A 23,226-nucleotide genomic window follows, 5' to 3' on the forward strand; every position below is an offset into this window, starting at 1 on the left:
CTCCAATTCGGCTTGATCTGTTGTCACATCCAGCATATGACACGCAGTAACTGTTCAATATGACAGTCCGCTTGGTAGGTTAAGGGCAGCGGGATTCAGCTAAGCGATATGCAGAATTATATCCTACTACAATCATTTGGAAAAGGGAGGGGTAGCTTTGCCGCTGCTTCAAATACGGGATCTGACCAAGGTCATTGGCCGCAAAACTCTTGTAGACCATGTATCACTGGAAATGGAAAAAGGAGAAATCATGGGCCTGCTGGGCCCCAACGGAGCTGGAAAAACAACGACAATCCGCATGATCGTGGGACTGGTCTCCAAATCGGAAGGACAGGTCATTATTGACGGAATCGACACCCGGCAGCAATTCTCCGCAGCTATGGGCAAGGTTGGCGTTATCGTGGAACAGCCCGATCTGTACAAATATTTATCCGGATATGACAATCTGATCCTCTTCTCAAGAATGAGTCCGGGCGTCACCGAGGACCGGCTGAAGGAGATTATCAAGCTTGTAGGACTGGAGCTGAGCATTTCTGCAAAAGTCAGTACCTACTCGCTGGGGATGCGGCAGCGTCTCGGCCTGGCTGTAGCGCTGATGCATAAGCCCTCTCTGCTGCTGTTGGATGAACCGACCAATGGCCTTGATCCGGCGGGCATCCACGAGCTGCGGGAGCATCTGAAGAATCTGGCCCGCCAGGAGAATGTCGGCATCCTGATCTCCAGCCATCTGATGTCGGAAATGGAGATGATGTGCGACCGCGTTGCCGTGCTCCAGCAAGGCAAGCTGATCGGAGTGCATCGTTTGTCGGAGCTGGTTCAGGAGGATGACGCGCTCGTCCAGTTCGAGGTGGACCGGCCGGAGCTGGCGGTGCAAGTACTGCAAGCGTTCCTGTCAGGCGCGGAAATTACTGCCGGCCACAACCAGCTTCGTGTACGCCTACCCAAGAACCGCATTCCCGAAATCAGCCAGAAGCTGCTGGATTCAGGCATCAACGTATACGGGGTGAACACGGTGAAGCGGACGCTTGAAGACAAATACCTTGAGATTACAGGAGGACAAGGACATTGAAGCTGATCAATTATATCCGAAATGAGAATATGAAGATTTACAAAAGAAAACGCACCTGGGTGCTCATTGCTCTTGTTGCGGTCTTCGTCATCCTTCAGATCATCAATGTGCGTGCTGGAGATGGAGGCACCGCTGCGGCAGACTGGAGGTCGCAGCTTGAGCAGGAGAATCACCGGCTGGCAGAGGAAGCTGCCGAACCAGATGCGTTGCAGATTGAAATACGGCAGGCGGAGAAAAACATTTTGCTGAACGAGTACTCCCTACAGCATAATTTGCCGCCTGAGACGAATGCCTGGAGCTTTGCGGGGGATCTTTCAGGAAACATTATATTTGCCGTCTCGCTGATCTCAATCATTATTGCCGGAGAGATTGCAGCTGCCGAATTTGTGTCCGGCACGATCAAGCTGCTGCTGACCCGCTCGGCCAGCCGGACAGAGGTGTATACCGCCAAATATATTGCCGCGCTCCTGTTCGGACTGGGGTTGACACTGCTCGGCCTTCTGCTCTCCCTGCTGTTCGGGGGAATCATGTTCGGCTGGGGCGGTCTTGGAGACAGCTATATGTATGTGCGGGATCATACCGTGCACCAAACGCCCATGCTGCTTTCAATCCTTGGCAGTTACTTGTTCCATCTGCCGTTTCTGTTGATTTCAGTTACACTGGCCTTTATGATATCTGCTGGTTTTCGCAGTCCTATCTTTGCTATCGTCATTCCCTTGTTCGTTTCCGTGGCCGGGTTTGTTATTTCCATCGCCATGAACGGCTGGACGTGGACCCGTTTCTTTATTTTCTCCCATTCCGACCTTAGCGGTTATTTCTTGGGTGATCCGGCGGTAAAAGGAATGACGCTCGGCTTCTCTTTGGCTTTTATAGGACTTCATCTGGCAGTTATGCATCTTCTTTCGCACACCCTGTTCGTCAAACGTGATGTCTCATAACGGTACACAATGCTCTTCCATATTAAATTTAGAAAAGGGGAATTCCAATGCGCTGGACATGGAGATTATTAATCGTAGGTTGCCTGCTGCTAGTAACCGCTTGTAGCAAGGGCGAAGAAACATCGTCAACTCAGAAGCTTGAACTGGAGGCTGACACGCTGACGAAGCTGGTTATAGATAACCGCAACGGAGAAATTGAAGTAAACGGTGCAGACACGGATACGATTGAGGTCACCGCCGTGGTTACCGCCAAAGGCATAAGTATGGATAAATTGAAGCTGAAGCTGCGGGCAGAAGAGGCTACTGCTTATTTGGATGCTTCCTTTGGCGGCCAGATGCTGGCTATGGGTTCCGGGGCCGTGGATCTGGAGATTACACTTCCGCGTGAAATCGCTGTGGAGCTGGACTCGCATAGAGATGGCAAACTTAAGGTTGCTGATCTCTCGGCTCCGCTGGAGGTGGACAACGTGAACGGAGATCTGGAGGTTATCGACACCAAAGGTCCGGTAACACTCTCCAACCGGGATGGCGATATCACCGTGCGCAATATTGGTACCGATGTTGATATCGATAATATCAATGGACATGTTGTGGTAACCCAAGTAGAAGGTTCGGCCGAGGTTGCTGTCGGAGACGGGTCCCTAGATATGGATCACATTACTGGCGATGCCGTGATTTCCCAGACCGGGAATGGTGAAATTAAGCTTGGAACCATTGGTGGAAACGTTAGCCGAAAATAGCAGCCACCAGACCCTCCCAAATAAGCCGGATTTCCGTTCCTTTGCCGGGGGCGGAACTCACGGTGATCTGTCCACCCATCGCCTCAACCAATCCCTTGGAGATCGCCATGCCCAGACCGGAACCGTTCGTTGTGGAAGCCGTATCTCCCCCGCGGTAATACCGCTCGAATAAATTCGCCGCCGTCTGCTCATCCATCCCCTGGCCATTGTCGCGGAAAATAATAACCAATCCGCCGGTATCCATCGCACTCAGTGTTACGGTAAGCTGCGTATCCGAAGAATTATGCAGCAGCGCATTGGCCGTTAAATTGCCGACGACCCTCTCCATCCAAGGCCGATAGATCCTGGCGGTAATTTCTGTGTCAGGGGATTGATAAATGATCCGCCCCTCTCCATACTCCGGGTTGGCTGCGGCCTGTTCCAGCGCATTGCCGAGCCAGGCTTTCATCTCCACGGCCTCGGTCTGCGGGACATGAATACCCGATCTCAACCGGTAGGTAATGGCCAAATCGCTGATCAGCGTATCCATATGCGCCGACTTCTCCAGCATGATTGCAGAGAACTTGCGGACTTCTTCAGAGGTCCAGTCATAAGTATCCTCGGCGAGCAAATGGGCATAACCTTTAATGGAGGAGAGCGGGGTTTTCAAATCATGGGTAATGCCGGTAATCCATTCCTCCCGCAGGGTCTCTGTCCGCTGCCGCCGGTCCTCGTCACGCCGCAGAATCCCGGTCAGCTGGTCCAAGGACAGCATGACATCGGCAAAGATAGAATAACGCCGCTTCCACTTGCCTGACTTCAGCCGGCTGCGCGGACGGCCTTTGCGGTCCACCGGTTCGTCATAAGAGCCCTGCCCGAGGGAATCGAGCCAGGCCAGCATATGGAACATCGGAGCGCCGAACCGGCGCGCGTTCAAGAAGGACAGCAGCGCAAAAATTAGCAGCGTCGCCCCCAGCATCCCGGCAATTCCAGTCAGTACAATACGCATTTCTGCGGAGATCAGGGGGTCCTTGGCCGATAACTTCGCCGCATCATTGGGCAAGCTTACCACCCAGGTCTGGCCGGTATCTTCATTATAGTCAAACGCCATACGGTATCCGTATCTTCCCTCATACTTCGAGCGCAAGGCAAGCTCTTGTACAGTATATTTGGCCGGAGCAGATTCCGGCCGGTTAAACGCCGCCACCTCACTGCCCTCCGGATTAAGCAGCTGCACATAACCGCCAAGCGCCTGGATCCGGCTTTCTGTCTTAGCTGAAAGCAGCAGCTTCCCCTCCGCATAGGAGGAAGGTTCTTCGCTGACCGCTTGCAATAGCGGCTTAAGCACCTCAGGCACCCCATAGAGAAGCGTGTACATTCTGCCGTGTTTCTCCTGAATCCAGAGGTAGACGTCATAAGGGAAATCCTGCTGCTGCTGCCAATAAGCGGCCAGCTCCCCCGGATTATACTGCGCCGGAACGTCAGAAGGCGTGTTATAGGCCTTCTCTACTTTTCCGTTCTCATCCAGGCTTTGCAGCCAGCCTTTATTTTGCTTGACCTGCTCCAGCAGCTTCGGGTCGAAGATAATGCCGTCCGCTCCGAACTCGGAGGACTCAACCAGCCTTTCCAAACCTACAGAAACAAAATTATCGGTGAGATTGATCTCCGAAAGCCGCAGCAGCACCCACATAACGGTGATTGCCGCAATAAGCAGCACAACCAATCCGGCGATGGCCGAATGCAGCACGAACCGGAGGGTCAGACGCCTTTTCATCTTCATGCCTGTCCCTTTTCCTTCCCGCTGCGCTGTACCAGCTTATACCCCAGTCCTCTAACGTTGACCAGATACACGGGATTGGCAGGCTCCATTTCAATCCGTTCGCGGATCCGGTGAATATGTACCATAACTGTATTGTCGTCGCTAAGCGCGGCCTCACCCCATACCCGCTCGTACAGCTCGCTTTTGGTGAACAGCCGGTTCGGATGCTTGCAGAAAAATAACAGTAACTGAAACACCAGCGCCGGACAGGTGACCACTTCGCCCTCCACTCTCAGCTCGCCCGCCGTCTCATCCACCTGGAATCTTCCGAAATCATAGCTAATGTTCTGCTGAAGCGGCTGCCGCTCCTGCCTGGCATTTCCCTGGGGAGGCTGTCCGTGTTGCCCCTCTTTATTTTGAACAGGCTCCGGCACGCCCGCGTCACCCAGATAACGGCGAAGCTGCGAACGGATCCGGGCCACCAGCTCCAGCGGATTAAACGGTTTGGTTATATAATCATCGCCGCCGACCGCAAAGCCGGTAAGCTTGTCAAAATCGGAAATACGCGCAGACAAAAACAGCACCGGCGCATTCGTCGTCTGCCGCAGGAAAGGGCAAATATCAATCCCGCTGCGCCCCGGCAGCATCACATCCAGCACAATCAGGTCATACACCTTGCTCTGGCAGGCCAGAATAGCAGCTTCACCCGTACCCGCCGAATCTATATCCGTGAATCCTTCTTTATAAAGTACCGTCTTGATCAGCTCAACAATGGACGCCTCGTCATCGACGAGCAGAATGGCAGCATGGTTCATGCCAGTTCCCCTTTCGATCTAGTAATCGCAACTATCATAACATGATTGGCTCCGCCAGGCTGGCCGCACAACCTTAACAATAGCTTAATTCGTCTGCCAAAACCGTTGTTCAAAGTTAAGCAACCGTTAATGCAGTGTTATACTGGCGGAAATACTGACTAACTACAATAAAGAGACGATAGGACAACAGCACAGCCGGGAGGAAAAACATATGCGAAGCATCAGCAAAATGATGGCCGGTACGACGGTCTTGGCCGTCTTATTATCAGCCTGTGGAGGAGAAAAGATGAATAACAGTCCGGAGGCATCAGCATCTGCCAGCCCCACAGAGGATGTGGCGCAAGTTACACCGTCCGCATCCCCTGAAATCAGCAAAAGCGGACAACAGCCCGTACAGCCGGAGAATTTGGCTGGGGCCCTGTTAAGCGGCAATTTCAGCGGGATTTATGAGCGGTTCAGCCCTGAATTCAAGCAGCAAATCAGTGAAGATGAGGTCAAAGAGATGGGTTCGGCGTTTATTCAAGGGGTCACTGCCTTTGAGCCTTCCACTATGATGAGGCTGAACGGCGCCGAACACCGGATATGGACAAGCGATGAGGGCGACAAGGGGATTATTGCTGTTTTTGATGAAGCGGGCGTCATTCACGGCCTGAACATCACGGAGCTGACCACCTATCCCGAGACAGATAAGTTATTGACCCGGACTGCCATGACGCTGCCGTTCCAAGGGGATTGGTTTGTATTCTGGGGCGGCAACAACGTGCTGAACAATTATCATTATGAGTACGAAAGCCAGCGCTACGCCTATGATTTCGTGCAGGAGGTGAATGGACTTTCATACGAAGGGGATCCGCTGCGCAATGAGAGCTACCATGCTTTCGGGAAGAATGTCACCGCCCCTGCTGACGGAATCGTCACCGAAGTCATAAACGATATCCCCGATAATACCCCTGTGGGCGTGATGAATGAAAAAGAACCCCCAGGCAATCTGGTCGTGATTGACCACGGCGGGGAATACAGCTTTTTGGCCCATCTGAAGCAAGGTTCGGTCACCGTAAAAAAAGGCGATTCGGTCAAAACGGGCGATATCATCGGGAAGCTTGGCAATTCCGGCAACTCCAGCGAGCCGCATCTGCATTACCAGGTATCGGACGGAGCCGACCTGTTCGGCTCCCGGTCCCTCCATATCCGGTGGAAGGACAATCTTAATCCGCTGAAGGGCCAGACTGTAACCGGCAAGGCCGCTGCAAACCGCTAACAGCTCAGGAAAAGAAGAATGAACATGATAGGATACGCCTGAGGCAAGCACCTTAATCTGCATAGTATGAACTGGACCCTGCTGATGGCAGGGTTCTTTTTCCTTCTATAGAAACAGCAAAAGGACGTGCTATGACGTCCTCTTTTTCATTTGTTGTGCAAAAGAATCCGAATGCTTGCCGTCTAGTGCTCTTCCGTCTTCTCCATAAACAACAGCTTTGACTCACCAGCCGATTCATAGGCCTCCAATATGGAATCAAGCAGGCCGGGGAACCGCTCTTCCAGGTCATCGGAGCGCAGCGACAGCAGGCGCTGTGTTCCCTGGGCACGGGTGTGGACGACTCCCGCCTCGCGCAGCGTGCGGGCATGATGCGACATGGTCGATTTGGCGATAGGGACATTGAAGCTGTTGCAGGCCTGTTCACCATGCTTGCGGATTTCCGAAACAACATATAATCGAAGAGGATCGCTGAGCGCATACAGTACGGAAGCAAGTTGAATGTCTTTTCGGTCCGGATGATACAGTATCTTCATAGATAAATATCCCCTTTGTGGTGCAGATGGGTGCAAAATATTATAAAGTTCCTAATTGCATTTTACCTTACTGCATGCTATATTTCAATTGTTCGTAAGTAATCGAACTATCAAACAATAAAGGAGTGGCCCTCACATGAGCTCAAGCTCTACATATCCACCTGCAGTGGACAGCTCAGCCCCTTCGGTGGAAGCCACTCTTCCACGGGAAGGGCTGCTGACCGTTCTGTTCAGTGTCGCCATTGTACTTGTTATAATGAATACCGCTATGTTCAACCTGGCATTGCCCGATGTGACTGAAACATTCGGCATCACGGCTGCATCTGCTTCCTGGATCGTAACCGGGTATTCGATCATGTTCTCCATTGCCTCCATCACATTCAGCCGGCTCTCCGATTTCCTGCCGATTCGCAGGCTGCTTACTATAGGTCTGCTGACGCTTGGCCTGGCGGCGATTGCCGGCTTCTTCAGTTCGAATTTCGTATTTCTGCTGATTGTACGTATTGCACAGGCTTCCGGTGCAGGCGCGGTGATGTCCCTGTCACTCGTGCTGTTCACCCGCTATGTTCCGCTGGCCCGCCGCGGCAAAGCAATGGCGACCATCATGTCTGCGGTTTCGCTTGGCCTGGGTCTCGGTCCGGTGGCCGGCGGAAGTATCGTCGAATATCTCGGCTGGCACTGGCTGTTCGCCGTTACGGCCGCCATCCTGCTTCTGGTGCCGCTGTTTCTGGTGCTGTTGCCCAGAGAAGTGCCCCGCCGCGGTTCATTCGACGCGCTCGGCGGACTGTTTCTCGGTATCGGAACGACCGGCCTTCTGCTGTTTCTGACCGGCGGATACTGGATTGCGCTGATCGCCGGAGTGGCCTCCCTTGCCCTGTTCATCCGCCGTATTGGCAGTACTCCCGATCCGTTCGTAATGCCTGCACTGTTCCGTGACCGGTCTTATCTGGTCCTGTCGCTGGTCGGAATTGCTTCTTATTTATGCAGCTTTGCCACCTTGTTTCTGCTGCCGCAGATTCTGACCCACCGCTTCGGCTTCAGTGCAAGCCACGCCGGGCTGGTTATCTTTCCGGGGTCACTGCTGGCGATTATCGTCTCCCGGGGGGTAGGACGGATTATTGACCGATATGGCAATGGGGGCATTCTGCGATATGCGCCGCTCCTTGTGCTAACCGCCACCGTCCTGTTTGCTTTGCTCGCCGCGCACTCCTGGATTGCGGTCATGTTGACCTATATGATTATGAGCCTGTCCTTTACGGCGTTGTCCAGCAGTGTATCCAATGAAATCTCGCGGATCCTCCCTTCTGCCCAGATCGGCTCCGGTATGGGATTGTTTCAGCTGCTTCAATTCTTCAGCGGGGCATTCAGCGTAGCTCTGGCAGCCAGCGCCCTGGAGTGGCAGAGCGGATTATCGCTTTCGTCGGCTTACTCCAACATCTACTGGGGACTTTCACTGGCCGCAGGAATTGCTATTCTTTCAGCCTTTATGTACCGCCGTAGCAGCCGGACCGGAGAACTGGCGGATGTCTAATTCCCTATGTTTCCACAAAAAAGCACCGGGCCGCTTGTAACTACAGCAGCCCGGTGCTTTCTACTCTTGCCTGATTACTTATTGAAGGTCCCTAGACCACCAAATACTCCGCATTTTTCTCGCATTCCGCACATTTCGCCGGCGGGTCCCAGTCCGAGAACTCGGTTTCCTTCAGATCCACAATATCCGGTGCATCCTCGTACTCGTCCACAAACTTGTCGATGGCCAGCTCCACATGTTCCTTACACACTACGTACATTCAATCAAGCATCCCTTTCTGTGCCGCTGCGGCGTATACTCCTTCTATTGTTCTACCACACTTCCCGGCAAAAAGGAACTACCTGTCCCAAACTGCAGGATATCCTCTGCAATGAGAGCCAGCGCATCCCGCCAGAACTCCAGCGAATGCACATCAATGTCCATCAGTTCTGCGGCATCCGCGATGGTAGTTCTGCTGCTGGCTGCCAGGAAGGATTGATACTGGTTCACAAAATCCCCGCCCCGCTTCTTGTACTGTGCATATAGTCCTTTGGAGAACAGCAGCCCGAAGGAATAAGGGAAATTCAGAAACTCGTTGCCTGTCATATAATATCCGGCTTTGCTGATCCACTGGTAAGGATGAACCGATTCCGGAGCGACACTGTCACCATAAGCGGCAGTCATTGCCTCCAGCATTAGACTGTTAAGCTCCTCAACAGTTAACGCTCCTGATTTCCTTCTATTATACAGCCGGCTTTCGAACAGGTAGCGGGCGTAGAAATCAACGATAAAATATCCGGCGTCGGAAAGGCTCCGTTCCAGGATAGGCAGCATTTCTTCCTCCGGGGCAGACTGAAGCAGCGCCTGATGGATCAGACTCTCGCAAAAGATCGATGCCGTCTCAGCAATCGGTATCGGATAATCGGTATTGACCATCGTCTCCCCGGCGAGGCAGCTGCTGTGGTACGCATGTCCAATCTCATGCGCCAGCACGCTGACATCCATATAACTTCCGGTAAAACTCGTCATAATCCGGCTCTCTCCGATCGGAAAGATATCTACGCACAGGCAGTAATTCCCTTTCCCCGCTCTTGGCTCAGCATCAATCCAGCGCCGGGTGAACACTTTGCGGGCAAACTCTCCCAGTTCTGCACTGAACGTGCTGAATCCGGCTACAATAAGCTCCTGCGCTTGCGGATAGGTAATTCTGGAAGAAGACTCCCCGCCAACCGGAGCAAAGATATCATAGAATGGCAGCGGGCCCGTATGTCCCAGGAGCTTTGCTTTTTGGAGATAGTATTGCCCGAAGACCGGCAGGCTTTCCTCTATAGCCTGAAGCATGACTTCAAGCGTCCTCTGATCCATGCGCGAAGCTGCCAGCACCTTATGCAGCGGCGAAGCATACCCTCTCAGCTCATAGACTGCTGCCGCTTCTCCGCACACGGCATTGAGGCAGGCCGCACTCTGTTCCGACACGCTCCGGCAAGCCTCGGCCTCAGCCTCATACGCTGCTTTTCTAACCCGTGGATCACTGTCATAGACCAGATTTCGCAGTTCCGATAGAGACAGACTACGAATCGCACCTTCCATTTCCACATCCGCGCGCAATGTAGACAAGGTTCTCATATACAGTCTTTCCCAAGCTTTGGCACCGGTATTCTGCATCCGGGCAATGACCGTCTCCGCCTCTTCACTGAGCAAATACTGTGACTGCCGTTGAAGCTGGCGCAGATAAAAGGCATGCCCGGCAAGATAATCGCTAGATTGTATGATGTTCTCCAGATCCTCCGCGCTCACTTGGGCCAGCCATTTGCTGAAGCTTACCAACGCTTCGCCGGCACCTGCGGCGGTATCCTCCAGTTCATCCATGCTATTCACTGCATCTGCATTGCCGCTGTCACTGCTGAAGACCAGCTCTGCATAACTGAACAGGCAGAGATATACTCTTTTGAACGCGTTGTAACGCTCCAGGAACATTTCCGTTTGTTTGGCCGCATTATCGTTATCCTTTAAATGAAGAGCCGCCCATGCCTTGAGGCCGCTAGCAAGAGTCTCCGCAAGTTTAAGGTCCTCTTGAAATTGATCTGACTGGAATGAGGGGTACAGGCTCTCCAGGTCCCATGTTAAGTCCATCTGCATTTATCTCCTTATCATAAACGCAGCTGAAGCTATACGTATCCCGGCAACCAGCCATAAATACATATAGCGGGCTGCGTATAGTTAAATGTATTTTCATAACTCTCTATCCTGCGGTTGCAACTCACATGCTTCCACCTCTTCCGATGTTTTACAATAAATTCATTCAAGTATATCACGCTTCTTCATGGTGAAATATGCGGTAAATAACTGGATATAACCCACTAACAGCGGTTCACAGAAAGGAAGATGGCGGACCTTCACTAAGATCATCAGGAAATATCAGGGTTAATGCGTTATGATAAGCTTAATTCTATTTATTCCCGCAAAGGAGTACCTATCATGATCAATGAATCCATAACCGAGGGTGTCATTCGTACCCGTACGAAACTCCGCAAAGATCTGTTAATCTCCATTTTTGATGAATTCGACGGCACCATTATGGGCCTGACTCCCGGGAAGCGGGCAGAAAAGTACCTGAAGATGTCGCTCAGCCCTTTTTCATTCTACCGGGGCAGCTCTTATCTGTTCTATTTTGACGCCACAAGACAGTACTTTCCCTACCACACTTCGGCGGAGCGCCCGACCTGGATTCAAGGGGACCTGCATTTCGAGAATTTCGGGGCTTTCCGCAGCGAAGATGGCTCTATCGTATATGACGTCAATGATTTCGATGAGGGTTATGTCGGCTCCTATCTGTACGATATATTGCGTATGGCAGGCAGTATTGCGCTTGTCGGGCGGCAGCTGGGGTACGGGGAGGCAGAGCAGCTTAACGTAATCGAGGGTTTTGTGCAGGCCTATTCCAGAGGGATCCGCCGGTTCAGCCAAGGCAAGGACAACCCCGGCAACTTCGTAATGAATGAGAACGGAGCCAAAGGACCGGTGAAGAAGCTGCTCCGCAAGCTGGAGAAACGCCGCCAGGGTCATTTTCTGGAAAAGGTCACGTCCCAAATGCAGAGCGGCAGAGTATTTCTGGAGAACTCCGAACTGGCTGTTCCTGAGGTAGCGGAGCAAGCGTTGCTGGAGAAGGCGTGGAGTTTCTATATGCAGACGATTGTTGCCCGCAACTGGGACGATGATCATTACCGGATGAAGGACATTGCTGTCAAACATGGCTCGGGCACTGCATCCATCGGGCTGGACCGTTACTATATATTGATCGAAGGCGGAAGCAGTCAAGAAGATAGCGACGATACCATTTTGGAAGTAAAAGAGGTTCGTGTGCCAGTCCCGGCTTATTTCATGCCTTATTCGGAATCCTTCTGGAGCACATTCGGACATCAAGGGAAACGTGTGGCGGCCACACAGCAGGCGATGCATCACAAAGCTGATCCCTATCTGGGCTTTCTGACGATGGATGGCCGGGATTTTTATGTCCGCGAACGCTCCCCGTATAAAAAAAGCCTGAAGCTCAAAGACATCGCAACTGTAGACGATATGCTCCAGGTTGTTGAAGTCATGGGCAGCCTAACGGCCAAAATGCATGCCAGAGCCGACGCCGATGTGGACCAAGGAATCCTCTCCTACCACAGCGAGAAGGAAATTGCCAAAGCGATGGGCCCGGACCCTGATGCTTTTGCCCGCTATATTTCCCAATGGGCTTACGGTTATGCCACCCAGGTGGAGAAAGACTTCGTGATGTTTACAGAATGGGTGAAGGAGCGGTTTGGAGAGGAAGCGGAAGTGCCTCAGGTGGAGTAGCTGCACCGGCTGTAGGTAATCGTGAATCGCCAATAGCGCGAAGCATATAAATTCTTATGTTTTTAAAAAAGGCCCTTTCCCCCTCTTGGGTGGAAAGAGCCTTTTCGTATTCAACTCTATTCTCCTGCTGCCGTGTTCACGAACCCGCTTGGCCGGTCCAGCTCATACAGCTTGCGGTAGCGCGGTTCCTTGTCCATCAGCTCGGCATGGGTGCCGCGCATTTCCACGAACCCGTTCTCCATAAAAATCACTTCATCCATCTGCTCTGCACCGACAAGATGGTGGGTGACCCAGATCAGCGTCTTGCCCTCCATGGCCTCGAACATAGTAGCCAGCAGATCCCGCTCTGTACGCGGGTCAAGCCCGACGGTTGGCTCGTCGAGCACAACTACTGGTGTATTCTGCAGCAGAATCCGCGCCAGGGCTATCCGCTGGCGTTCCCCGCCGGAGAAGCGTTGGCCCGCCTCGCGCACCGCTGTGTTATAGCCTTCCGGCAGCGATGAGATCAGTGTGTCCAGCTTGGCCAGCTTGGCGGCCTGCTTAATGTCCTCATCAGATGCATCAGGATTACCAAGCCGGATGTTATTGGCTACGGTAGTGTCGAACAAGTGCGGGCTCTGGTTCAGCACGGCAATAAGCTGCGGAATTCTATCACCATAAGCGGAAGCTTCAATGTCCTTAATCGTGGCCGAACCAACGGAAGGCGTAATGACGCCTTGAATCACCTTCAGCAGTGTCGATTTCCCTGCCCCGCTGCGCCCGATAACGGCAATCTTCCGGCCTTGCGGAATATCGAGCGTCAGATTGCGGATCGACCAGTCATCTCCCGCAGCATAGCGGTAACCGGCATTCTCCAGCCGGATAGGCGCCTGCCCAGTTTCCTTGATCGCCTTGACCGCAGCATCCACATGGCGGGCAGTGTCAGCCTTCCCCGAATCCGGCGCTGTCCCCGCCATATTTCCTTCCGCGGCTTCCACGCCGGACAAGCGCTCCAGCGAATTGCGGTATTGCGGGATCTTCTCCACCGCTTCCGAGACCGGAAGGAAAGCATCTGCTACCGGAAAGACCACCAGTACAAACGCTGCAATCAGCGTTCCGGCAATGGCCCCGTCTGCGAATTGGCCGGCGGCCCAGTACAGCATCGACAGCACGCCGATGCCAACAACCGCCTGCCCGATGAACATGCGCAGGCGCGCCCAGCGCCGCAGCGCTCCGTCGGTGTGGGCTACAGCTCTCTCATCGGCCTCGTAGGTTTCCACGAATTGGCCCTGCCGTCCGCTGATCACCCAGTCGCCCATCCCCAGCACAGCATCCGTCAGCTTCTGGTAGAGGCGGTTGCGCTCCTGCTTCACCTGCCGCTGGCGTTTTTGCGTCAGCAGCAGGGAAATCAGCGGCAGCACAACTACCAGCACCAGCATATAGAGTCCCATCAGCAGGGCAAAAGCCACATTAAACGTGCCGATGGAAATGACCGCCGCCGCGTAGATCAGGAGGGCAATAATGCTTGGGAATACAGTGCGCAGATACACATTCTGCAAATATTCAATATCGTCGGCCAGCATGCCGAGAATATCTCCGGTACGGAACCGCGAAGATAGAAACAGCGCCTGCGGCTCCAGGATATTGTACAGCCGGATCCGCATCTTCGAGAGAATCCGCAGGATCGTATCATGCGAGACCAGGCGTTCCGCATAGTGGATTACCGCCCGGCTCGTCCCGAACGTGCGCACGCCGACAATCGGCACATAGATCATCAGTATATTTTCTGGCGGTATAGACGCCTTTGAGATCAGAAATCCCGAGGTGTACATCAGGGACGAAGCTGAGAAAATCGTCAACGCCCCCAGCACGATAATCAGCAGAAACCGCCAGAAATAAGGGGAGACATAGGGAGCAAACCATCCTTCACGTTTCAATGGATTCCCTCCAATTGACTTTGAATAAGCTCATAATAAGCACCGCGCCGGGCAACTAGCTCCGGATGGGTACCAACCTCGGCCACCTGTCCCTGCTGCATCACGACAATCAGATCCATATCGATCATCCAGTGCAGGCGGTGGGTGGCGAGAAACACAAGTTTCCCTGCAAATAGCGGCAGCATCGTTTGCTTCAGCTCGTATTCCGTCTCTATGTCGAGATGGGCGGTCGGCTCGTCGAGCAGCATGACCGGACGGCTGCTCAGCAGTGCGCGGGCCAGCGCGACGCGCTGTTCCTGACCGCCGCTGAGCGAACGGCCGCCGCCGCCGATCATTTCATCCAGTCCGCTTGGCAGCGACTCCACCAGCTTGGATAAGCCTGCGGCGGCCATCACCGAAGCAACAGCTTCCGTCGAAGCTTCCGGATAATAGAAACGTACATTATCCGCCAGCGTACCGCTGAAAATATACGGCCGCTGCGGAATATATGAGGTCTGCTTGCGCCACTCCTCATCGGTAAGCGCACTGACACGGTTCCCGTTAATGCTGATGCTCCCTGAGGTAGGATGCAGAAAGCCGCCCAGGATATCGACCAGTGTGGATTTACCCGCGCCGCTCTCTCCGATAATTCCAATCTTCGTAGAACCCTTGAACTCCAGGTTAACGCCCTCCAGCGAGGCAATCCCGTCTGCTTCATATTTAACGCCAACCTGCTCCAGCTTCAGCACACTCTCCTGCCGCCAAGTAAATACAGCAGCAGGAGACGGCGCGGCTGTTGAAGCTTCCGTTCCATCAGCCTCCAATACCTCTGCTGTTACCGTATCCCGGTCGATAATGTCTTTCATCGCTTCACCGGCTTCCTTGCCATCCAGCGTAGCATGGAAGTCCGCACCGACCAGCCGGACCGGCAGGAAATATTCCGGCGCCAGGATCAGAATCGTTAACCCGGTAACCAGGGTCATCTGCTCATTGACCAGCCGCAGGCCCAGGCTTACAGCTACTGAGGCCACAGATAACATCGTGAAGAAGTCCATCGCGAAGGAAGACAGAAAAGCTACACGCAGCGTACGCATTGTAGCCGAACGATAGCGGTCACTGACCTCGGCAATACTGTCACTATGACTGCGGCTGCGCCCGAGAAACTTCAGCGTCTCCAGCCCGCGCAGCGAATCGACAAAATGATTGGACAGCGTCCAGTAGGACTTCAGCTGGCGGTCCATTTGCTTGCGGGCGGTCATTCCGATCAGAATCATAAAGACGATAATAATCGGCATCGTCAGGGTAAGAATAACTCCGCTCGACGTATCCAGAGTATAGATGTATACCAGAAGCAAGGCCGGTGTTACCGCCATCCCTACCATCCGCGGAATAATAAGCTCTATATAGGTGCGGAACTTCGTTACCCCTTCAAGCACAAGCGTAACCAGATTTCCCGTTCCCCGGTCGCCCGCCAGCCTCGGTCCCAGCTGGAACAGCTTGTCCATCATTTGTCTCCGCATACTGCTGCCGGTGTTCTCCGCGAAGCGGTAAGAGAAGCGGCTCATCAGCATGGCACAGGCATGGCGTGCGAGAAACGCAAGAAGGAACAAGAGCATTGTCGCCCCTTGTTCCTTCAGCGGTTCTCCCGCAAACAGCGCAGAGACTACTTCTGCCAGCGATTTGGCCAGCAGAAGAATGGACAGGCTTTGCACCAGGGTAAGGAAGCCTACGATCAGAAAGACCGGCTTAACTCCTTTGTACCCAAGCAAATTTTTATCCATTAGTATTCAAGATGCTCCTTCTCGTGAACCCGTTTGTGGAAGATGAAATAACTCCAGATCTGATAACCCAGCACAAACGGCAGCAGCGTCAGCGCCACAATCGACATCACCTTCAGTGAATACTGGCCCGAAGCCGCATTGGTGATGGTCAGATTAAACGCCTCATCAATAGAGCTGATCATAACCCGTGGGAACAGTCCCACAAATATCGACAGCACCGACAAAGCCATAACCGCTCCGGTCATCCCGAATGCCCAGCTGTCTTTCTTCTTGGTCATGAAATAGCCGGACAGAACGAAGGCGGCAATGCCAAGAATCACTAATACCAGCAGCAGTGCACCACGTTGTTCAAACACATCTGTCATATAGTAAGTCATAATTACAAAAGCAACCAGCAGCGCAGCCAGAGGGAACAATAGCTTCTGCGCCAGTTTGCGCGCACGGACCTGCAGATCGCCAACCGTACGGAGCGTCGTGAACATCAGGCCATGCACCAGGCAGAGCATCACTACAGTAATCCCTGCGACTACGGTATACACATTCACGATGTCGAAGAATCCGGCATACATCTGCATGTCACCGTCAATCGGCAACCCTTTAATGAAGCTCGCGAACACTACTGCCAGCAGGAACGGCGGAAGGAAGCTGCCGAAGAAGATGCAGGCGTCCCAGGTTCTTTTCCAGGCCAGTGAATCGCGTTTGCCTCTGAATTCAAAGGCGACACCGCGGGCAATCAGCGCCAGCAGGGCAAAGACAAACGGGATATAGAATCCGCTGAACAGCGTTGCATACCAGTTGGGGAAAGCAGCGAACATCGCGCCCGCACCCGTCAGCAGCCATACCTCATTCGCATCCCAGAACGGTCCGATTGAGTTGATCAGCACCCGGCGTTCCGTATCATTCTTGGCCAGGAACTGCGTTTCCATTCCTACGCCGAAGTCGAAGCCTTCCAAGAAGAAAAATCCGATAAATAATACCGCAATCAGCACAAACCACAATTCATTAAGAGAAAGCATGCGATCCCTCCTTATTATATGGATCATGCGACTCACCGTGATCGTTATCCATGGCATAAGGGCCTTTTTTGATAACTTTGATGAACAATCCGATCAGTACCGCTCCCAGAATAGCGTAGATCGCCGTAAAGGAGATCACCGAGAACAGCACCTGTCCAGCCGATATATTAGGAGACACACTGTCTTCTGTCGTCATTAATCCGAATACCGTCCAAGGCTGACGTCCGATCTCTGTCATTATCCAGCCTGCAGTATTGGCAATTGGCGGAAGCAGCAGCCCCCAGAACATGAACCGCATAAACCAGGTGTTCGGACGGTCCATCTTTTTGCGCCACATCAGATACATCGCATACATGCCGAGCACAATCATCAGCGTGCCTGCGACCACCATGATCCGGAAGCTCCAGAACGTCGTACGCACAGGCGGGATATAATCTCCCGGGCCGTACTTTTGTTCATATTCCGCCTGCAGCGTGTTCATCCCTTTAACTTCACCGGAGAACTTACTGTAGGACAAGAAACTCAGCATATAAGGAATCTTGATTTCCCCGGAGTTTGATTTATTGTCAGGATCGATAAAAGCACTGGCTGTCCAAGCCGCAGGGTCACCACTGTCCTCCCAAAGGGCTTCCGTAGCTGCCATCTTCATCGGCTGCGTCTCTACCAGATACTGCGCTTGGGCATGACCTGCAACGGCTACACCCATGGAGGAGACAATGCCGACAATCGCCGCAATTTCGAACGATTTTCTAAAGAAAGGTACATCCTGCTTCTTGAGCATTTTATAGGCACTGATACCCGTTACCAGAAATGCCCCTGTAGCGTAAGCCGCGAGCACCGTATGCGGGAATTCCACCAGCAATTGTCCGTTTGTAATCAAAGCCAGGAAATCATTCATTTCGGCCCGGCCATTATTCATCGCAAAACCAACAGGGTGCTGCATAAAAGAATTGGCTGCGAGAATCCAGAATGCCGATAACATCGTTCCCAGCGCTACCATCCAGATGGACAGTAAATGAATCTTCTTGGAGACTTTGTCCCAGCCGAAAATCCATAAGCCGATAAATGTAGACTCCAGGAAAAACGCCAGCAGCGCTTCAATAGCAAGTGGAGCCCCGAATACATCCCCGACAAAGCGGGAATAATCGGACCAGTTCATTCCAAACTGGAATTCCTGCAATATCCCTGTTACTACCCCTACTGCGAAGTTAATGAGAAATAGCTTTCCCCAAAACTGCGCCATTCTTTTGTACTCATCGTTGCCTTTTCGGACATACATCGTCTCCATGATCGCGATCAAGAGTGCAAGTCCAATAGATACCGGTACAAAGAAGTAATGAAAGATCGTCGTCGACGCAAATTGTATACGTGACAGCATAACTGTATCCATGTTTCTTCCCCTTTCTTCTCCCCATTCGTTATGTCTATTCTGTCAAAAATTTAAGGCTCAAAGTGTGATAATTATCACATTATACACCCGGATTCGGGCTAAAAAACAATAAATTTGTGACAAATATCACAATATTACGTTCAGAAAGCAAAAAAAATAAGACGGTTTTACCGTCTTGGATTTGTTCGTCGTTCTATAGAAAGCTTGACTCATAAAGGCATTGGTTAGGTAATCGAAATACCCTTCTTCAGCGATTTGAGATCGCCATTAGAATTAAGCAATTGCGGCAGCATCTTCATGCTGCGAACCATTGGGGCATGACAGAGACGGCAAGAAGGCGCATGTTCAAATGCGAAATTATCCCTCATCCATCCGTTGCATCCATCATTGGTACAGGCCCAAATTGCGGTATTTTCTTCCGGTACTTCCTCTAAAGGCTTCTTCCGGTAGTTCATTGCCGTTCCTCCCTTCCTTTATGTTACAAGTTGAGAAACAAGTAAAAAAGCATCCAATTATACTCTTTCTAAGATGCTTACAAATCCTTCATTTGCAGTTGCTCTACTTCAAGATCATGTTGTGGTTTCATGATGATATAGCAGTTGATCTTATAAAAAAAGACCGTCCCAACTTGCAAAAGCGGGGACGGTGCTTCTATTATTACAGTTTTACAACGTTTTCGGCTTGTGGTCCGCGGTTGCCTTGAACAACGTTGAATTCAACGCGTTGGCCTTCGTCCAAAGTTTTGAAGCCGTCGCCAGTGATTGCGCTGAAGTGAACGAATACGTCGCTTCCGCCTTCAACTTCGATGAAACCGAATCCTTTTTCTGCGTTGAACCATTTAACTGTACCTGTTTGCATGTGTGTTACCTCCACAAATTTAAATTAATATGTTCTTTTTATCTTCAAACAAAGAAAAAATTCACACATTGAAAAAGGTTGTATTTGCATTGACAGCCCTTTTCAATACGAGAATTAGGTATCAAATGTATGATTAATCTCATGTTACCACACCGGAGTTACAAAGGCAAGCCAACATCCGAATATATCCGTATTTCCCCTTATAAGGTGTTGTTCCCAATGTAAGGGCTACCAGTCTTTATAAAAAGGGGGATTTGCATCCATATTAAGTAATATACCCAGATGATTTGACTTCGAAACGGATGCCGTCCTTAATTTTATAATAAGGACGGCTGGGCCGTCTCGCTTATCTTGACTGCTACATTATTATATACGGCTGATGCCGCTTTTATTCCTTTTGTTTTTCAAGAAGTTTCACCGTCACCTGTTTTACCTCTCCGTTGCGGTAATAAGTAATCTTCAGATCATCTCCGATTTTGGTGTGATCATACAGATACTTGCGCAGCGAAAGGGTCGATGTGATCGGTTCATTGTCAAACTTGGTAATCACATCATTGAACTGCAGTCCTGCATCCTTGGCCGGCCCTACCGCATCCAGCACAACTACTCCGTCTTTAACGGTGGTTGGCAGATTAAGCTCCTTGCGCTGGTCTTCTGCGAGCGGCACATAAGGGTTATTCAAATCCACGGAATACACTCCCAGATAAGAGCGGGCAATCTTCCCGTTTGCCTCAAGCTCACCCGCCGTTTCCATAACATGATTGGCCGGGATGGCAAAACCAAGTCCCTCCACGCCTGTATCGGAAATCTTCATTGTATTAATACCAATCACCTTGCCGTCCAGATCGACCAGCGCACCTCCGCTGTTGCCCTCGTTAATTGCAGCATCCGTCTGAATGACTTCTTGTTCCCAGTCATAGACACCATCCTGGTTTAGTGATACGGGAATGGTCCGTTCTGTGTAGCTGACAATCCCCGAGGTCAAGCTATCGCCAAGTCCCAGCGGATTGCCGATAGCAATGACTGTCTCCCCAAACCGCAGCTTGGAGGAATCACCAATCTGGGCGACTGTGGTAATACCTTTGGCATCAATGGAGAGCACTGCGATATCACTTACTTTATCCGTACCCACAAGTGTTGCCTTGCGTGTCTCACCATCCACCGTAACCACTTCCAGCTTGCCGAAGCCCTCAATCACATGATTATTGGTAATAATAAAGGCCTTGTTATCGTCCTTCTTATAGATCACTCCCGAGCCAAGTGCCGACTCGTCGAGAATGTTAAGTTCCTTGTTATCTTCTTTATGATTAATTATGCTCACAACCGCCGGTCGGACAAGAGCCGCAGCCTGAACAATCCGTTCATACGGGTCACCGCTGCTTGCAGTCACCTTCTCAATCACTTTCGGCTGCTCCGCCTTCTCTTGTGTCAACTGACCTGTAGCCAGACTGAACAGAAGCACTGCAACCACCGCACTGATCACTGAGCTAATGACAGACACCTGCCAAGTTGCCAGGCTCCGCCGTGATTTGCGGGCAGACCAATTCCGGCTCGTTAAGACCTTAGAGGGTTCCTGCCCTCTGCCTTCGCGCCGTGGTACCTTGGTTGAATAAAAATCATCATCAAACAGTCCCACCGTTACATCCTCTCCCCTCTATTGCCACTGCATCCATAACCTGAACGCCAAGCAACCACGCCCGAGCTTTCCGCTTTATCTCTTAGACTCCTGAAAGCTCTAAAAGGTTTCACTTCATTCATTCACCACAAATGTGTGTGTTATAAGCGCAAGGGGTCTCCTATTCTTGCAACATATTAAAAAAGGATAAGCTTCAATCCGGAATATTTTCCAACTTAAAAGACTACAATAATAGAAGTACTATTTAAACTCACGCTTAATTCTGCTCTTTATGATTGTATCACAGGCAGGGCTAGCACCCACGTTTTTTCTGACGCAAAAAACCTACAAATTTTTTACAGATCAGCTTTCGTTTAGCTCAGAAGGAGGAATAAATATGGAGTCTTTTTCAACAAGTATGGATCTGGTGCAATTTATCGGCAAACTCGGTGACCTGAAGGATGAACACTATCATCTGATCCTGGTTCAAAGCGCTATGATCGAGCTGCTGATTGATAAAGGGCTTTTCTCACGCCAAGAGTTGGAACGTAAAATTACGGAGGTAGACCAGCTTATGACTGGCTCACCTTATCCCACGGCGTAGGCTGGTCATAATAGGTGTCGCACAATCTGAACTCACTGTCTCTGAAAAAGCAGCCCCGGTCTTCCATTGCCCCGCGCACCGACATTTTGGCCAAATCCATCATATTGTGATCCCGGCTTAAGTGAGCCAGATAGGTCCGTTTGGTCCGTCCGGTAAGAATCTCGCTTAGTGCCGCTCCCGCCGCCTCATTGGAGAGATGGCCTAAATCGCCAAGAATCCGCCGTTTCGTATTCCACGGATAACGCCCCATTCTCAGCATCTCTATATCGTGGTTGGCCTCCAGTACCAGCACATCCGAATCGGCAATCGCCGTCCGCACTTTATCACTGACATACCCAAGATCCGTAGCAACACAAAGCTTCTCCTTGCCGTCATAAAAATTGTACCCTACCGGTTCAGCCGCATCATGGGAGATTGCAAATGACTCTACCCGCAGACTGCCGAAATCCCTGTGCTGTCCGGTCTCCATAATAATCCGGTTATGCTCGGCAATAGTGCCGATTCCCTTCTCAATCGCCCCCCAGGTATTAGTGTTGGCGTAGATCGGAAGATCGTATTTGCGGGCCATGGCTCCAAGTCCCTTGATATGGTCCGAGTGCTCATGTGTAACCAGAATTCCGTCTATCTCCTTGCCTGTCATCTCACGCATCGCGAGCAGCTCGTCGATCCGTTTGGCGCTGAGGCCCGCGTCGATCATAAGCGCCGTTTCCCCGTTTCGCACCACTGTTACATTGCCGGTAGAACCGCTGGACAGTACCGTAAATGAAATCCCCATATCTCTCTCCTGCTCCTTCTACTCTGTTGTCTTCGGACTGATGATGTCCGCACTGATGGCATCGACGTAATAGGCGTTGCCGTTCTCCAGCATAAAGCGCCACATTGGCGAAGCCACCTGGCTTTCAGAGTTGAACAATTCCCCATAATAGCCAAGCTCAATCTCTTTAACTACCGAATCCGCCGGAAAATATTTCTCAATCAGGCTGCTGAGTGCCTGTGAGGCCGGAAGCACCTTCTGGATATCCTCGTCACTGTTTGTAGCTCCGATTTCAATCTTCGGCCAACGGTAGGCCACAATTTTTTGATCGCTGTTGATCAGCTCAAGCCGCACTCTGAACAAAGACCATTTATGGTCGACCAGTGGATGAAGTACAAATTTGCCGACCTCGCTCTCCTGAGAATCAAAGCGATAATTGGCGATGTCTGTGATCTGGTCTGCCAGTGAACTGCTCAGTTCGGCAAATGATGAATAAATCAGCTTGCTGTCTATCGGCACCTTCAGTTCAACCGGCTCCTCATTCTGCTCTTCCCCGGAGTAGCGGTAAGTGATATCGGGCAGCTGCGGAGTGGCAGCCGGAATGGGACACAACACACGAATCCCCTTCTGTTCCATCACCGCCTGCGTTTCTGCGGACAGGGAAGTGAAATCCAGATTGGCACTGGCCTGATCGCGCAAGTCCATCCAGAGCTGATAACAAAGCAGCAGATTCAATACCAGAAAGGCGTAAATCAGCACATTTTTGGCTCTTCCCCAGTCCATACCGCTCCTCCTCAAAGTTTGTGAGCATTAGCTTCGTTGAATCTACTTCGAACAAACTAGCTTCGGAAGCATTCGCTTCGTTTGTGAGC

21 protein-coding genes are annotated in these 23,226 nt (G+C 51.6%); 7 read left to right on the forward strand and 14 right to left on the reverse strand.

The features are described 5' to 3' along the window. Positions 1-157 precede the first annotated feature (157 nt). The 3 genes from ACQ76X_RS31030 to ACQ76X_RS31040 are packed head-to-tail and all read left to right on the forward strand — an operon-like array spanning position 158 to position 2,747. A complete protein-coding gene (locus tag ACQ76X_RS31030) occupies positions 158-1,069 on the forward strand; it encodes an ABC transporter ATP-binding protein (RefSeq protein WP_038598188.1) in 912 nt (303 codons plus the stop codon). Next, positions 1,066-2,007 carry an ABC transporter permease gene (locus ACQ76X_RS31035; RefSeq protein ID WP_438497609.1) on the forward strand — a complete coding sequence of 314 codons (942 nt, stop codon included), beginning with the start codon at positions 1,066-1,068 and terminating at the stop codon, positions 2,005-2,007. The genes ACQ76X_RS31030 and ACQ76X_RS31035 overlap by 4 nt, the downstream gene beginning before the upstream one ends. A gap of 47 nt (positions 2,008-2,054) precedes the next feature. After that, positions 2,055-2,747, forward strand: coding sequence for a DUF4097 family beta strand repeat-containing protein (locus ACQ76X_RS31040; protein WP_438497610.1), 693 nt, complete (start codon positions 2,055-2,057; stop codon positions 2,745-2,747). Here ACQ76X_RS31040 and ACQ76X_RS31045 read toward each other — a convergent pair. Beyond that, entirely contained in the window at positions 2,734-4,506 is a 1,773-nt protein-coding gene (locus tag ACQ76X_RS31045; RefSeq protein ID WP_438497611.1) for a sensor histidine kinase, read from the reverse strand. The two genes, ACQ76X_RS31040 and ACQ76X_RS31045, sit on opposite strands and share 14 nt — an antisense overlap. After that, positions 4,503-5,300 (reverse strand): response regulator transcription factor, encoded by a 798-nt coding sequence (locus ACQ76X_RS31050; RefSeq protein WP_438497612.1) that lies wholly within the window; start codon positions 5,298-5,300, stop codon positions 4,503-4,505. The genes ACQ76X_RS31045 and ACQ76X_RS31050 overlap by 4 nt, the downstream gene beginning before the upstream one ends. Before the next feature lie 211 nt (positions 5,301-5,511). Here ACQ76X_RS31050 and ACQ76X_RS31055 point away from each other — a divergent pair, with 211 nt between their 5' ends. Then, positions 5,512-6,558: a peptidoglycan DD-metalloendopeptidase family protein gene (locus ACQ76X_RS31055; RefSeq protein WP_438497613.1), complete on the forward strand. Its 1,047-nt coding sequence runs from the start codon at positions 5,512-5,514 to the stop codon at positions 6,556-6,558. 182 nt (positions 6,559-6,740) lie between these two features. On the opposite strand, the gene ACQ76X_RS31060 is transcribed toward ACQ76X_RS31055, so the two are convergent. Further along, a complete protein-coding gene (locus ACQ76X_RS31060; protein WP_038598198.1) occupies positions 6,741-7,091 on the reverse strand; it encodes an ArsR/SmtB family transcription factor in 351 nt (116 codons plus the stop codon). Between the two features lie 136 nt (positions 7,092-7,227). On the opposite strand from ACQ76X_RS31060, the gene ACQ76X_RS31065 reads away from it, so the two are divergent. Beyond that, the gene (locus tag ACQ76X_RS31065) at positions 7,228-8,622 is read left to right on the forward strand and encodes an MFS transporter (RefSeq protein WP_438497615.1); all 1,395 of its coding nucleotides are present in this window, start codon (positions 7,228-7,230) and stop codon (positions 8,620-8,622) included. A 91-nt stretch (positions 8,623-8,713) separates the two neighbouring features. Here ACQ76X_RS31065 and ACQ76X_RS31070 read toward each other — a convergent pair whose 3' ends face one another. Then, on the reverse strand, positions 8,714-8,881 hold the full coding sequence (locus ACQ76X_RS31070) for a CxxH/CxxC protein (protein WP_063829780.1): 168 nt from the start codon (positions 8,879-8,881) through the stop codon (positions 8,714-8,716). A gap of 44 nt (positions 8,882-8,925) precedes the next feature. After that, a complete protein-coding gene (locus tag ACQ76X_RS31075) occupies positions 8,926-10,734 on the reverse strand; it encodes a M3 family oligoendopeptidase (protein WP_438497617.1) in 1,809 nt (602 codons plus the stop codon). Between the two features lie 345 nt (positions 10,735-11,079). Between ACQ76X_RS31075 and ACQ76X_RS31080 the strand changes: the two genes are divergently transcribed. After that, on the forward strand, positions 11,080-12,441 hold the full coding sequence (locus tag ACQ76X_RS31080) for a DUF2252 domain-containing protein (RefSeq protein ID WP_438497618.1): 1,362 nt from the start codon (positions 11,080-11,082) through the stop codon (positions 12,439-12,441). Positions 12,442-12,557: 116 nt separating this feature from the next. Here the strand turns inward: ACQ76X_RS31080 and cydC are convergent, their stop codons facing one another. The 7 genes from cydC to ACQ76X_RS31115 all read right to left on the reverse strand — a co-directional run bounded on the left by cydC (position 12,558) and on the right by ACQ76X_RS31115 (position 21,017). After that, positions 12,558-14,357, reverse strand: coding sequence for a thiol reductant ABC exporter subunit CydC (gene cydC, locus ACQ76X_RS31085; protein ID WP_438497619.1), 1,800 nt, complete (start codon positions 14,355-14,357; stop codon positions 12,558-12,560). Next, a complete protein-coding gene (cydD, locus tag ACQ76X_RS31090) occupies positions 14,354-16,117 on the reverse strand; it encodes a thiol reductant ABC exporter subunit CydD (protein ID WP_438497621.1) in 1,764 nt (587 codons plus the stop codon). The genes cydC and cydD overlap by 4 nt, the downstream gene beginning before the upstream one ends. Continuing rightward, a complete protein-coding gene (cydB, locus tag ACQ76X_RS31095) occupies positions 16,117-17,133 on the reverse strand; it encodes a cytochrome d ubiquinol oxidase subunit II (protein WP_438497623.1) in 1,017 nt (338 codons plus the stop codon). Before cydB ends, cydD begins: the two co-directional genes overlap by 1 nt. Continuing rightward, positions 17,120-18,523 (reverse strand): cytochrome ubiquinol oxidase subunit I, encoded by a 1,404-nt coding sequence (locus ACQ76X_RS31100; protein WP_438497625.1) that lies wholly within the window; start codon positions 18,521-18,523, stop codon positions 17,120-17,122. The genes cydB and ACQ76X_RS31100 overlap by 14 nt, the downstream gene beginning before the upstream one ends. Before the next feature lie 224 nt (positions 18,524-18,747). Then, positions 18,748-18,978 carry a cold-shock protein gene (locus tag ACQ76X_RS31105; RefSeq protein ID WP_038598212.1) on the reverse strand — a complete coding sequence of 77 codons (231 nt, stop codon included), beginning with the start codon at positions 18,976-18,978 and terminating at the stop codon, positions 18,748-18,750. A 202-nt stretch (positions 18,979-19,180) separates the two neighbouring features. Next, a complete protein-coding gene (locus ACQ76X_RS31110; protein ID WP_019914582.1) occupies positions 19,181-19,381 on the reverse strand; it encodes a cold-shock protein in 201 nt (66 codons plus the stop codon). Between the two features lie 388 nt (positions 19,382-19,769). After that, positions 19,770-21,017, reverse strand: a complete 1,248-nt coding sequence (locus tag ACQ76X_RS31115) for a S1C family serine protease (RefSeq protein ID WP_438497627.1) — start codon at positions 21,015-21,017, stop codon at positions 19,770-19,772. A gap of 376 nt (positions 21,018-21,393) precedes the next feature. Between ACQ76X_RS31115 and ACQ76X_RS31120 the strand changes: the two genes are divergently transcribed. Next, a complete protein-coding gene (locus ACQ76X_RS31120) occupies positions 21,394-21,600 on the forward strand; it encodes a hypothetical protein (RefSeq protein WP_038598216.1) in 207 nt (68 codons plus the stop codon). Here ACQ76X_RS31120 and ACQ76X_RS31125 read toward each other — a convergent pair. Next, entirely contained in the window at positions 21,569-22,375 is an 807-nt protein-coding gene (locus ACQ76X_RS31125; RefSeq protein WP_438497628.1) for an MBL fold metallo-hydrolase, read from the reverse strand. The two genes, ACQ76X_RS31120 and ACQ76X_RS31125, sit on opposite strands and share 32 nt — an antisense overlap. Positions 22,376-22,393: 18 nt before the next feature. Continuing rightward, positions 22,394-23,137: a two-component system regulatory protein YycI gene (yycI, locus tag ACQ76X_RS31130; protein ID WP_341380298.1), complete on the reverse strand. Its 744-nt coding sequence runs from the start codon at positions 23,135-23,137 to the stop codon at positions 22,394-22,396. Positions 23,138-23,226 lie beyond the last annotated feature (89 nt).

The organism is Paenibacillus sp. IHBB 3054, assembly GCF_051594305.1.
Lineage (GTDB): Bacteria > Bacillota > Bacilli > Paenibacillales > Paenibacillaceae > Paenibacillus_AQ.

Bases quoted from the DNA above. Each gene is read 5' to 3' on its own strand.
- ACQ76X_RS31120 (WP_038598216.1), top strand. From the start codon at position 21,394: ATGGAGTCTTTTTCAACAAGTATGGATCTGGTGCAATTTATCGGCAAA.
- ACQ76X_RS31080 (WP_438497618.1), top strand. From the start codon at position 11,080: ATGATCAATGAATCCATAACCGAGGGTGTCATTCGTACCCGTACGAAA.
- ACQ76X_RS31110 (WP_019914582.1), bottom strand. From the start codon at position 19,381: ATGCAAACAGGTACAGTTAAATGGTTCAACGCAGAAAAAGGATTCGGT.
- ACQ76X_RS31105 (WP_038598212.1), bottom strand. From the start codon at position 18,978: ATGAACTACCGGAAGAAGCCTTTAGAGGAAGTACCGGAAGAAAATACC.
- yycI (WP_341380298.1), bottom strand. From the start codon at position 23,137: ATGGACTGGGGAAGAGCCAAAAATGTGCTGATTTACGCCTTTCTGGTA.
- ACQ76X_RS31040 (WP_438497610.1), top strand. From the start codon at position 2,055: ATGCGCTGGACATGGAGATTATTAATCGTAGGTTGCCTGCTGCTAGTA.
- ACQ76X_RS31045 (WP_438497611.1), bottom strand. From the start codon at position 4,506: ATGAAGATGAAAAGGCGTCTGACCCTCCGGTTCGTGCTGCATTCGGCC.
- ACQ76X_RS31060 (WP_038598198.1), bottom strand. From the start codon at position 7,091: ATGAAGATACTGTATCATCCGGACCGAAAAGACATTCAACTTGCTTCC.
- cydB (WP_438497623.1), bottom strand. From the start codon at position 17,133: ATGCTTTCTCTTAATGAATTGTGGTTTGTGCTGATTGCGGTATTATTT.
- cydD (WP_438497621.1), bottom strand. From the start codon at position 16,117: ATGGATAAAAATTTGCTTGGGTACAAAGGAGTTAAGCCGGTCTTTCTG.
- ACQ76X_RS31125 (WP_438497628.1), bottom strand. From the start codon at position 22,375: ATGGGGATTTCATTTACGGTACTGTCCAGCGGTTCTACCGGCAATGTA.
- ACQ76X_RS31070 (WP_063829780.1), bottom strand. From the start codon at position 8,881: ATGTACGTAGTGTGTAAGGAACATGTGGAGCTGGCCATCGACAAGTTT.
- ACQ76X_RS31055 (WP_438497613.1), top strand. From the start codon at position 5,512: ATGCGAAGCATCAGCAAAATGATGGCCGGTACGACGGTCTTGGCCGTC.
- ACQ76X_RS31075 (WP_438497617.1), bottom strand. From the start codon at position 10,734: ATGGACTTAACATGGGACCTGGAGAGCCTGTACCCCTCATTCCAGTCA.
- ACQ76X_RS31100 (WP_438497625.1), bottom strand. From the start codon at position 18,523: ATGGATACAGTTATGCTGTCACGTATACAATTTGCGTCGACGACGATC.
- ACQ76X_RS31050 (WP_438497612.1), bottom strand. From the start codon at position 5,300: ATGAACCATGCTGCCATTCTGCTCGTCGATGACGAGGCGTCCATTGTT.
- ACQ76X_RS31065 (WP_438497615.1), top strand. From the start codon at position 7,228: ATGAGCTCAAGCTCTACATATCCACCTGCAGTGGACAGCTCAGCCCCT.